Below are 11,331 nucleotides of genomic sequence, written 5' to 3'. Positions count from 1 at the left end.
CTTCAAATCGCGGCGTGAAAGAACCGGCCGAACCACTGTCCGGAAAACGCGAGGCCCCTCAGAAGTAAGGGCGATGCATTCCTGTGCGCTGCCTGCCGATACTCCGAACGCATCAGTGAATGCCTCCGTTACTAGCGGTTCTCCAGACCGGCCACGGAACCGGCGCTGCCGTTCCTCTAGTGCGGTTGCGCCTTGTAATACGGCGCTGTCTGGAGCTTGCGGACGCCTTGCGGATCTCTACTGGCAACGATTCCGTAGCGGGAACGGTTTGTGCTGGTGCATGTCTCTCTGTAGTCACCATCAGCGGTGAGAGTCGGAGATGGGGGAACGCACATGACCACGTCATCGAGGTCGACCACTCCGATCGGCGGCCCGCCAGGCCGGTCGATCCTGCGGGAGATGGGCTTCATCCGGTTGTGGACGGGGACGACGGCCTCCGGGCTGGCCACCTGGGCGTTGCCGTTCGTGCTCGGACTGGGAGTGCTGGACCGGGAACTGAGCGCGGCCGGGCTCGGTGTGGTGCTAGCCGCCCGCACCGTTGGGTTCCTGCTCGCGGTGCCGGTGAGCGGGGTACTGGCGGACCGGCACTCCCGCCGCGGCGTCGTCCTGTGGGCAGGGCTCGCGGCCGCCGCCAGCGCCCCAGCGATCGCCATTGGGCTCGGGTGGTCGGTCCCCGTGATGATGGTCGCGGCGGCCGTCATGGGCGCGGGGCAGGGCGCCTGCCGGCCTGCTTTCCAGGCGCTCGTCGCCGAGGTCGTGGACGCCGACCGGCGGCAAACGGCCAACGCCGCCACGGCGCTCGCCAACCGGACCACGACGCTCGTCGCGCCGGGCCTCACCGCGTTGCTGGCCGCCGCGCTCGGCACGAGGGCTTTGCTGTTCGGCATCGGCGCCGTCTGGCTGATCGCTGCGCTGGTGCCGCCGAAGGGTTCCTACATACCGGCTGCGAAAACGACCCGGATGCGGTTACTGCGGGAGTTCGCCGATGGAGTCGCCGAGGCGCGGCGGCATCCGTGGTTCCTCGCCGGGCTCGGTGCCCTCGCCGCAATGCTCTCCGCAGGCTACTCCGCGACTGCGGTAGCGCTGCCGCTGGTCAGCCGCGACCGGTACGACACCGAGGTGGTGTTGGCCGCCGCCATGACGGCCTACACGGTCGGCGCGCTGCTGGGCGCGTTCGTGGTCACGAGGTGGCGGCCCCGCGCCCAGGGCTGGGTGGCGCTCGCGGCGTTGGCCTGTTACGGATTCGTGCCGCTAGCGCTGCTCTTGCCGCTGCACTGGGTCGTCATCGTCGCCGCCTACGTGGTCGCCGGGCTGGGAGTCGAGTTGTTCAACGTGCCCTGGCTCACCGCCACCAGCGCGAGGTCGAGCCGGACAAACTGGCCCGGGTATCCTCTTTGGACTTCCTGGTGTCCTACGGGCTATCGCCGCTCGGACTCGCGCTCATCGCGCCGGCCATCGAAACGTTCGGGGTGACCCCTGTGCTCGGCGTCTGCGCGGCCTTGTGCTTCCTCGTGCCGGCCGCCGCCGCGCTCGTCCCCAGCAGCCGGGACTTCGCCACGACCACCCGATGACCGGCAACGCCGTCGCCAAGTCACGAGACACCCTTTATAGGCTGTCTCATCTCGCTGCGGTGACCAGATACTGCAAGCGAACCTGGGATGAATCGACACCATCGGTCTCCGCGCTGTGCCGAAGCTCAATCTCGTAGAGTTCGGTGAGTTCTTGAACAGCGACATCACGATAGCCTGCGGCTTCGATCGCGGCCGTGTACGCCTCGGCGGAGGTTGCGCCGGCCAAGGTCAAGGCAGCCGTCGTGTCCTGGTCGTAGGTGCGCGTGTACATATCCCCCCATGCGCCATCTACGATGGCGATTCGACCGCCGGGCCGCAGGAGTCGTCGCCAGTTGCTCAGCGCTCGTTCAGGCTCACGCAAGGTCCAGAGCACGTAACGCGCCGTGATCGCATCGAAGCTACCCTCCCGAAAAGGCGGCAATACGGCGTCGCCGACCGCGAAGACAGGCGCGTTCTGCACTTGACGCGCTTTGGCACGCGCGAATTCGAGCATGCCCTCGGCCAGGTCAACACCGGTCACGCGATAGCCGAGTCGCCACAACTCCATCGCCACCAGCCCGGTGCCGGTACCCACATCGAGCACATCGGCCGGCGGATTCGGCAGCCCCGAGGCCCAGATGCCACGCCAAAGCCCGGCCGCCTCACCGGTGTGCAGCACGCTGGTCGGATGTACGTCGTAGGCCTCTCCCGCTTTGCTCCAGTACTCCGTGACAACAGCCTGGGCGCTCTCCGAATAGGTCATTGCTTTCTTGTCCTTCCGATTTTCTATTGGTTATAGAGTGCGACGAGACCTTCGGCGACCCGGGGAACGGCGTAGGCAAAAGACGGATCCATGTCGCGGCCGGGAATGATGATGAACCGATCGTTCTTCACCGCGTCCAGGTTTCTCGTCAGCGGATCACTCTTGAGAATTGCGATTTTCTCCTCAGCGGTGTCGCCCGGCTGTCCGCGGTAGACGTCAGCGACGACGATCGCGTAGGGATCGCGGCTGGCGACCTCATCCCAACTCGTTTCGTGCCATTTGGTTGATGCACCGTCGAAGACGTTCTTCGCGCCGATCAGGTCGGTCACGTGTTGCGGGAGACCGCCAGGGCCTGCCACATAGGGGGTGCCGTTGTAGGTGGAGTAGAACCACATCACCGTCGGAGTGCCCTCGATCTGCTTGGCGGCGGCAAGGCCGTCCTCGATGATCGCCTGCTGCTCTTGAATAAGCCTCTCCCCCGCAGCGGGCACGTCGAATATCTCAGCCAGGTTCGCGTAGTCCTCGAACAGCAGGTCTAACGAGACGTTGTCGACCTTTCCCCGGTACACGCAGTCCAAGACGCTGAGATACGTCGGCACGTCAAGCCCGTGCAGCCCTTCGCGCCCACCGACTTGGTCGTCAGCAAAGAAGCTGGCCATCTGCGAGTAGACGAAGTCCGGTTGAGCAGCTAGCAGCGCCTCGTGTCGGACCGCCTGCCCCTTCGCGGCCAGAAGCGGTATGTTCTCGTACTCATCCGCGATGTCGTCGGGCACCGGTTCGGCGTTCTGGTCGCCGGTACCGACGATCCGGTCGCCCACGCCCAGGCGGATGAGGATCAGCGCTGCCGACTGGTTCAGCGTGACCGCCCGCTGCGGCACCCGGTCGTAGATGACCTCCAACCCGCAGTTCTCCAACGCCAGCGGATACTGGGTCACGCCCTCCCCAGCCACCGCCGACGTGGAAACGCCATCCCCCGTGGTCCCGTCGGTGCCCGCCGCGCAGCTGGTCAGCGCGAGCAGCCCAACGGCCAGACCAGAAATGACAATCATTGTCATCTTCATGGGACATGATGCTATCACCATGCATGAAGCCTCGATCCGCGGGCAGGGTGGGCAGTGACGGTGGCCAGGTCTGCGGTGCTTGACTGCGAGCCCGTTCGCATGCAAGCGATAGTCACTGCGTACCGCAACGCCGGTGTGCCGTACCAAAACATGTTCAACGCGGCTACCTGGTGTTTTCAAGGTCAGTTCAGGCTGCTCCGTGGTATTCGTTGATCACCCACCCTGAGGCGACCTCAGCGGGCGTATCAACTGTGGGATCCGGGTGCCCGGCCAGGCGCAGCATCAGGTTCCGGATCTCGTCGCTGACGAGTGGCCGGCCAGGTCGGCTCGGGTAGGTCCAGTGACGTCGCACCAACCGTCGGTGCCAGCCCAGCGACGTCGCCGGCGTAACGATCCGATGTTCCCGCATCCGACGCGGTAGCAGGCGGGCCGGGGCCGACGAGATCCCGGCCCGGCTAGGACAGCCGCGACCGGCGCCGAACCTGCTGACGGGGCACCGCTACCTAATCTGGCAGCACGAGGGCCTCGATCAGCAACGCTCTGTCGCGGCGGACCAACAACCCCAGGCAGATCGTCCCCAGGTACCGGGGGCGGAACCTGGCTGTCGGCTGATGCTCGGCATGTCGGCGCTCTCGACGTTCGGCGGCTCGATCAGTGAGCTGTTCACGAATCCGGATCGAGGATCCCGTCGAGCTGGGACGCGAGCAGCTCGACGTAAGCGCCGTTAGCCGCGAGCAGATCCTCATGCGTGCCGGCCTCCGCCACCCGCCCTCCGGAGATGACGACGATACGGTCGGCGGTGCGGATCGTGGACAGCCGGTGGGCGATCACCAGGGTGGTACGGCCATGCCGGGCTTCGTCCATCGCCCGAGCGACAGCCTGCTCGCTCGCCGCGTCGAGATTAGACACCGCCTCGTCCATGACGAGGATCGGAGAGTCCTTCAGCAGGGCCCGTGCAATAGCGATCCGTTGCCGTTGCCCGCCGGACATCAGCGCGCCGAGTTCGCCGGCGAAGGTGTCGTAGCCGTCCGGCAGGCTGCTGATGAACTCATGCGCCTGAGCGTCCCGCGCGGCGGCCTCGACCTCCTCGTCGGAGGCATCGGCGCGGCCCAGGCGAATGTTGTCGCGGATGGTGGTGTTGAACAGGAACGTGTTCTGTGGCACCAGTGTCATCAGCTGACGCAGGTCCTCCTGCGGGAAATCGCGGACGTCGTGCCCACCCACGGTCACTGAGCCGGCGGTGACGTCCCAGAATCGCAGCAGCAGGTTCGCGCACGTCGACTTGCCGGCACCGGAATGCCCCACCAGCGCGACCGTCTCTCCGGGACGGATCTGGAAGCTCACGTCCCGGACTGCCGGCGGCAGGTCGCTGCGGTAGGCGAACGTCACACCGTCGAATCGCACGTGCGGTTCGATCGGTCCGGCCGGCGCCCGGGTGACGAGGTCGGACACCGGCGCGGGCTCGTCGAGCAGGACGTTGATGCGTTCGGCAGCCGACGCGACCACGGACAACTCGCGCGCGACCTCGGTCACCTTCAGCACCGGCACCATCGCCATCGAGGCGAGGACCACGGCGACGGGATACACCGAGCGATTGAGTTCCCCCGCGACGACGAGCCGGGCACCCAGGACGAGTACGACGATGATCCCTACGAGTGCGATCGTGTCCGTGGCGGCGTACTCGATGCCTCCGCGGCGGCCGTGGGCGGTCTTTGCCTTGGCCAGGCGAGCACTCTGCTGGCGCAGCAGGCCGAGCCGCTGGGCGTGTGCGCCGAAGTTCACCAGTTCGCGCAGGCCTTGGAAGGTGTCGGCGCTGTCGGCGCTCATCCGGCCGAGAGAATCGCGCAGCTCACGTCCGTGCAGTTCAGCGCGGTGCCGTAGCCAGGCCGGAACCGACGCCAGCAGTAACAGTACGGGCAGCAGCGCACAGGCAAGCGACCAGTGGAACGACGCCAGGACGACGGTGGTCGCCACCGGGACCGTCGATGCGACGGCCAACGGGCTGAGGGTGTGCGCGAAGAAGATCTCGATCTCTTCCACGTCGGAGACAGCGGCCGCACCAAGATCACCGGAGCGCCGCTCGATCATGTAGCCGGGAGAGAGCCGTTCGAAGGCAGTGAACACCTTCGAACGGATGTCGGCCAGCGCTCGGAAAGCGGCGACATGAGCGAAGCTGCTGTCTGCCACGTTCATGACGACCAACGGCACGATCAGGCATCCGAGGAGGACAAGCCAGCCGGTGAGTTCTCCCGGCGACGCCCCGGCGGCCGCCCGCGCCACCACGTAGGCGCCCACCCCGGCCGAGGCGATCAGCAGGAGTTGATGCAGCACCCCCGCCAGATAGGCGACGGCGATGAGATTGCGGTGCGCGCCCAACAGGGGCATGAGACTCTTCAGCCTGGTTACCAGTGACCGGCGCGGGGTCGGGCCGGCTAGGCGGTCATGGTCATGCCCGTGGCCGTGAACGGCGTTGTGCTCGGACGGGTGCGGGTGCGCATGCGTGGTCGCGGTCATGCCGGTGCTCCAGTCTGCGTCGCGACGAGTTCGGCGTAGACACCTTCGCGAGCGACGAGTTCGACGTGGCGACCGGACTCGACGATCCGTCCGGTGTCCATCACCACGATGCGGTCTGCGTCCCGAACCGTGGACAGCCGATGGGCGATGATGATCGTCGTACGGCCCCGGGTCAACTCGCCGAGCGCCCGGGTGATCTCGGCTTCGTTGGCGGCGTCGATGCTTGATGTCGGCTCGTCGAGGACGAGTACGGGGGCGTCCTTGAGCAGGGCGCGCGCGATCGCGATGCGTTGGCGCTCGCCGCCGGACAGCTTCAGACCTCGTTCACCGATCACCGTGTCGAATCCTCGCGGCAGCCGGGAGATGAATTCGGTGGCCTGGGCCGCGGTCACCGCGCGAGCGATCTCGTCGTCGGTGGCGTCCGGTCTGGCGAGCAGCAGGTTCTCGCGGACAGTCCCGTGGAACAGGTAGGTGTCCTGCGACACGACTCCGACGAGCGACCGCAGGTCGGCCAGCGGGAACATGCGCGTGTCGTGACCGCCGACCCGGATGGACCCGGCGTCGGCGTCGAAGTAGCGCATCAGGAGCCCGACCACGGTGCTCTTACCCGCACCGGAGCGCCCTACGATGGCGACCCGCTCCCCCGGCGCGACGACCAGGCTGAACCCGTCGAGCGCGGGGGCCCGCCGCGTCGGGTAGCAGAACCGGAGATCGTCGAACTCCAGGCTCGGCGGATTCTGCCGCAGCTGCGGTGCCGTTGTCGCGTCGTCTCGCACGTCCGGCTCGAGTCGCAGAACGTCGGCGATCGCGCGACTGGCAGGGATCGCCGAGTACGCCGCGTGATAGGCCGCCTCCAGGTCGTGCATGGGCCTGAACGTCTCCCGCGTCAGGATCAGAATCGTGAACAGCCCTGCGATGCTGACGGCCCCGGTGGCGGCATGCCATGCGCCAAGGCCGACCGCGGCCGCCGTACCGATCGGCACCATCAGTTCTCCGACGCTGGAGGAGGCGCACCACGCCACCATGAGCCGGATCGAATCCCGACAGAACGCCTCACCGCGCTGGGCCAACTCCCGGCCGCGCCGGGCGCTGGCGTTGAAAGCCTTCAGGGTGGCCATCCCCTGGACCGCGTCCAGGCTCTCGGCGTAGAGGCCGCGGTAGGAGATCATCCAGCGATCGCCACGTTCCTTGATCCACTTTTCGCCGGCGAGCTTGGACAACGGGGCAAGCAACGCACACGTGAGCACCACGATCCCCACTACCGGATCGACCGCGATCACATAGACCGCTGCGAGACAAGCTCCAAGGACGGAAGCCACCACGGCCGGCACGAACCGCCCCATCAGCGGATCGAGCAGTTCCACCGAGTCAACGATCGTCGACTGCAGGTCTCCGGTGCGCATCCGCTGCGCCTGCCCGGGCCCGATCTCCATCAACTTCAGCGTGAGGCGTTCGCGCACCGCCTCCTTGACCCTCGCGGACACCCGCTGCGCCCAAGAGTCCTTCACGACGATCAGGGCACCGCGCGCCAACTGCAACACGCCGATCGCCACCAGGGGCGACACCACGTCGCCGAACTCGGCCGGCGAGAACACCCGGGCCAGCAGGTCCGCGATCAGCAGTCCCTGGCCAACGTAGGTCGCTGTGATGAGCAGCATCAGCCCGACGAGACCGGCTATCTCCACCCGGGCCTGCGGCCGCAGCGACAGGAACAGCTTGATCGTCGACCACACGGCCGCACCCCCAGAAACGCTTCGCTCGCTCTCGACCCGGTGTTCCCAACGGATGATCTTCCTGTCAGGAGACGGAGGATCTTCTCATCAGGCAACGGAACGGACGCGTCTGCACCCTTGCCCATCTTGCCGCAAACGGTTTTCGTTGTGAATAGCGACCCGCCAGCGGCCCGCCCGGGTGGCAGTCAACCACAGCGAGGCACTTAAGCGAAATGATAACCAGTTCTGTTAGGCTGCTCACCCAAGACCTCGTGCGAAGGAGATGCCGTGGCCCTACCGAAGCTGACGATGCCGCGGACGACCAACCGCCAACGGGCCGATGCGGTTCCTGCCTGACGATGGAGGCCACCCCCGACCCGGTCGACATCGCCCGGTGGCGACGCGGCTGGGAGACGATGATGCGCCGCTATCAGCCCGGCCGCATCGAGCTGCTCGCCTGCGGTCTCTCGGCCACAGAGCAAGTCCTCAGACGGGTGCCCGATCGGGTTCTCGACATCGGCGGTGGTCCAGGCACCACCGCCGAGGCGGTCCTCCGACGGTGGCCCGACACGCATGTCACGGTGCTGGATGTCGACCCGGTCCTGCTCGCCCTGGCAGGTGCCGCCCTGCCGCAGGCGCACACGATCCGCACCGATATCAGCTCGCCGGGCTGGGCCGTGTCGGCGGACGGCCCGTACGACCTGGTGCTGGCCCTGATGACCGTGCACTACCTGAGCCAGGACCGGGTTCGGACCTGGTATGCCGAGGCGCGACAACTGCTGCGACCCGACGGGCTGCTTCTCGTCGGCGACGTCATGCCGGACGCACGCTGGGGTCATCACCGTACGGCAGACGCCGCCGCTGCCCCGTCGCGGACGCCCGACGGTGGGGACGACCCGTGGACCGCCTGGTGGACCAGGCTCGGGCGCGAGCCGGCGATGGCGTCGCTGCTCAACGAGCGGGCGGCGTTGATGAGCGGGGTCGGCTGCGCGGAGTTCACTGCTTCGATCGACTGGCACCGCGAGACAGCCCGGCGAGTTGGGTTTTGCAAAGCGACGGTGCTCTATTAGCGGGCAGATCACGCCCTGATGGCGTTCCGACGAAATGCCGGCCCTCGATGAGCGCCGCCGCGTCGCTCGACGGCGGGCTCACGGTCGTCTGCTGCGACGGTCACCGCTGCCGCGCTCTGCGCCGCCACAGCCGCTCCCCCACGTCCGACGGCGAGTCGCCGGACCTCATGGACGTCCTGCGGGAGGCCGTCCGCTGTAGTCAGCGGGCTGTGCTCATCCGCGCCGAATGCATCGGGTTCTGCCACCGAGCGCCTGCCCTACTCCTGATCAGCAAGACGGAATCGGCGGGGCGGCAGGGGATGCTGATCGGCCCGGTCGAGAAGACTCAGCACCTTGAGACGATCGTCGAACTGATCCAGCAGGCAGACGGGAGCTGATGCAGCAGAAGGAAAGGGCTGATCCGGCAGGCGGAGAGGAGCCGGCCTGGTCCGATGAGACGGCTGTCCATCCGCAGGCCGGCTCCACATCAGAAGTTCGAGTTGGATCGGGCGGAACCGCACTGAGCACTCCGAAGTGCACGCTGCGGACGGAGAGCCGGAACAGGTCGGCACGGCGACCCAACCAGTGCTCGTCCGCAGGGTCGAGCAGGCGGTCCCAGGCCTCGAGGTCAGCGGTTGCGACAAGGCCGGTAGGCCGCAACCAGCCGACCCGGTGGGCAAGGTTGACAAGTACCATCCCCCGGTCGACGTCGTTCAGCGGGGGTGGCCGCTCGCGCAAGGTGCTGCAGGTCGTCACCGGCGACAGACCAGCGCGCCGAAGAGCCTCGGTCCACCCGTACGGCATCCGCCGGCTGCCAGGAAGCGCGGCCCGCATCTGGGCGAACCAGCGGTCCTGGGCGGCGTGCAGCCTGCCTTCCAGGCCGGGCTCGCCCAGACCAACGTCCCAGGGAAGGTGCTGCTCGGGCAGACCACCCTCGGCAAGAGCGAGTCGTCCGCCGGGTCCGAGCAGTCCGGCCAGAGCGGTGACCGCCGCCTGCTGGTCACCGACGTGGTGCACCGCAGCTGACGCCCAGACCAGGTCGGCCGGTCTGCCAAGCGTGTCCCGCAAGGATGCCGTGTCAGCGGGAATGTCGACCCGCGACAGCTCCACGCGTACCCGAGGGTCGGACCATTCGTCGTCGATGTGGTCGCGGGCAGCGTCGAGTACCTCCGGACTCGCCTCCACCGCGACGACCCGGCCATAGGTCATCATCCGGGCGATGGCCAGGGTCATTCCACCGGCACCACAGCCGATGTCGACGGCGAGCCGGTCGGCGGAATCGACCAGCTCGCGGGCAATCGCCAGATACCAGGGCCGATCCTGCCGGGCCGCACCGACCAGTTGCGACGCCAGGCTGGACCAGTCGACGGGTGCCCCCGAGTTCACCTGCCGGCCTTCATCAGGGCTGAGCTCCTTCGGCGTCCGAGGTGGCGGGTTTGCCTGGGTCGTCGCTGTCGGTCAACTCCTGCACGTTGAGCGGGAAGCAGCCAGCGAACGGGTCACTGTAGGTCCGCCAGATCTCCTCGCCGTCGGCGAGTTCGGCATCAGTGAGCAGGCAGCTGGTGAGGGTGTGACCCAGCTCGACGGTATCGAGGTCGAGACCGATGAAGACCAGATACTGATGTCGGTCGCCGTAGTAGGGATCCCATTCGAGGGCGGCGGCGAGCCGGCGCTGGTCGCTGACATGTTCCCAGTGCTCGTCGGGCAGGCTGGCCAGCCAATACCCGAGCGATCCCATCGACAGGCCACCGCCAGCGAACTCCCAGGCCACCACCGTGTCGGGCTGGCTGGCCAGCCAGAGGTGGCCTCGGGAGCGGATCATCTCGGCGCTGACGTCTTCGAGTACGTCGTACAGGCGCTGCGGGTGAAACGGTCGGCGGGCACGGAACACGACAGAGGCCACGCCGCAGTCGGACTCCGGCTCGTGTACGCCCAGCGGGTAGCCCTGCAGGCCACGGGCGATCACCCCGGGAGTCTCCGGTCGGTGCCGGTGGGTGTGCCGCAGCTGACGGTTCAGGGTGCCCGCGTCGACGACGTCGTTGTCTGCTCGCAGATGCACCGCCCACGGCGCCATTCGCTGCAGCAGGACCGACAACCGACTGGTGTCGAAGGCACCGTCCCGGGACTGTCCCCACAGCACCAGGGTGTCGGCGTACTCAATCTGCCGGACCACGACGTCGGCGAGCGAACGCTGGTCGTCCTCGGCAGCCTGGATGCCGAGCGAGGTGAGGTCGTCGGTGCCAGCGAGGGCGTCGAGCAGATACTCGGCGTCGACGACGGTGATATATGAGTCGATATGAACCAGTTCGGTGATCGGTACGCCGTTGACCAGGCAGTGGTCGCAAGCAGCGGCGACCGCTTCGGGCTCCACTACTTCTGGCAGCACCAGCACCAGGTCGTGACCGGGTTTACTGCGGGCGAGCCGAGCGAGGGTTGGCAACACATCCTCCCGCAGGGTGCAGGACACGCAGCCGTGTGCCAGGTCGACCTGCTGGTCCTCCACGGTGCCGACCCCGGTACGGACCGTCCGACGGACCACGCCGTCTCGAACGCCGCTGAGGTCATGCCGCACCACCAGCAGCGAGGGATCGGCGCCGAGCAGCGTTGTACCTGCCGAGAATGTCATCCGGGCAGGTCAGGCGGCATGTTCGTACTCGTGGAGGATGCCGCCGAGGCGGTCGC

9 protein-coding genes are annotated in these 11,331 nt (G+C 67.3%); 3 read left to right on the top strand and 6 right to left on the bottom strand.

What is annotated here, in order from left to right; all coding sequences use genetic code 11:
- The first annotated feature begins 333 nt into the window (after positions 1-333).
- Positions 334-1,473: an MFS transporter gene (locus tag ACFHWU_RS28000; protein WP_416592145.1), complete on the top strand. Its 1,140-nt coding sequence runs from the start codon at positions 334-336 to the stop codon at positions 1,471-1,473.
- A gap of 144 nt (positions 1,474-1,617) precedes the next feature.
- On the opposite strand, the gene ACFHWU_RS27995 is transcribed toward ACFHWU_RS28000, so the two are convergent.
- From ACFHWU_RS27995 to ACFHWU_RS27980, 4 genes are all read right to left on the bottom strand, one after another.
- Entirely contained in the window at positions 1,618-2,313 is a 696-nt protein-coding gene (locus ACFHWU_RS27995; protein WP_416592144.1) for a class I SAM-dependent methyltransferase, read from the bottom strand.
- 23 nt (positions 2,314-2,336) lie between these two features.
- On the bottom strand, positions 2,337-3,374 hold the full coding sequence (locus tag ACFHWU_RS27990; protein WP_416592143.1) for an ABC transporter substrate-binding protein: 1,038 nt from the start codon (positions 3,372-3,374) through the stop codon (positions 2,337-2,339).
- A gap of 663 nt (positions 3,375-4,037) precedes the next feature.
- Entirely contained in the window at positions 4,038-5,888 is a 1,851-nt protein-coding gene (locus ACFHWU_RS27985; protein WP_416592142.1) for an ABC transporter ATP-binding protein, read from the bottom strand.
- Positions 5,885-7,621, bottom strand: coding sequence for an ABC transporter ATP-binding protein (locus tag ACFHWU_RS27980; protein ID WP_416592141.1), 1,737 nt, complete (start codon positions 7,619-7,621; stop codon positions 5,885-5,887). Before ACFHWU_RS27980 ends, ACFHWU_RS27985 begins: the two co-directional genes overlap by 4 nt.
- Before the next feature lie 338 nt (positions 7,622-7,959).
- On the opposite strand from ACFHWU_RS27980, the gene ACFHWU_RS27975 reads away from it, so the two are divergent.
- Entirely contained in the window at positions 7,960-8,670 is a 711-nt protein-coding gene (locus tag ACFHWU_RS27975) for a class I SAM-dependent methyltransferase (RefSeq protein WP_416592140.1), read from the top strand.
- Between the two features lie 47 nt (positions 8,671-8,717).
- Positions 8,718-9,047 carry a hypothetical protein gene (locus ACFHWU_RS27970; protein WP_416592147.1) on the top strand — a complete coding sequence of 110 codons (330 nt, stop codon included), beginning with the start codon at positions 8,718-8,720 and terminating at the stop codon, positions 9,045-9,047.
- Here ACFHWU_RS27970 and ACFHWU_RS27965 read toward each other — a convergent pair.
- Together ACFHWU_RS27965 and ACFHWU_RS27960 are read right to left on the bottom strand one after the other, a co-directional pair.
- Positions 8,938-9,858: a class I SAM-dependent methyltransferase gene (locus ACFHWU_RS27965; protein ID WP_416592146.1), complete on the bottom strand. Its 921-nt coding sequence runs from the start codon at positions 9,856-9,858 to the stop codon at positions 8,938-8,940. The genes ACFHWU_RS27970 and ACFHWU_RS27965 overlap by 110 nt on opposite strands.
- Before the next feature lie 190 nt (positions 9,859-10,048).
- Complete coding sequence (locus ACFHWU_RS27960) at positions 10,049-11,275, bottom strand: CobW family GTP-binding protein (protein WP_416592139.1); 1,227 nt, start codon at positions 11,273-11,275, stop codon at positions 10,049-10,051.
- Positions 11,276-11,331 lie beyond the last annotated feature (56 nt).

It is taken from the genome of Micromonospora sp. LOL_015, from assembly GCF_048060275.1.
In the GTDB taxonomy this organism is placed as follows: Bacteria; Actinomycetota; Actinomycetes; order Mycobacteriales; family Micromonosporaceae; genus Micromonospora_E.
Note: the sequence above shows the minus strand (reverse complement) of the source record. Positions and strands in the feature narration are given on the sequence as shown.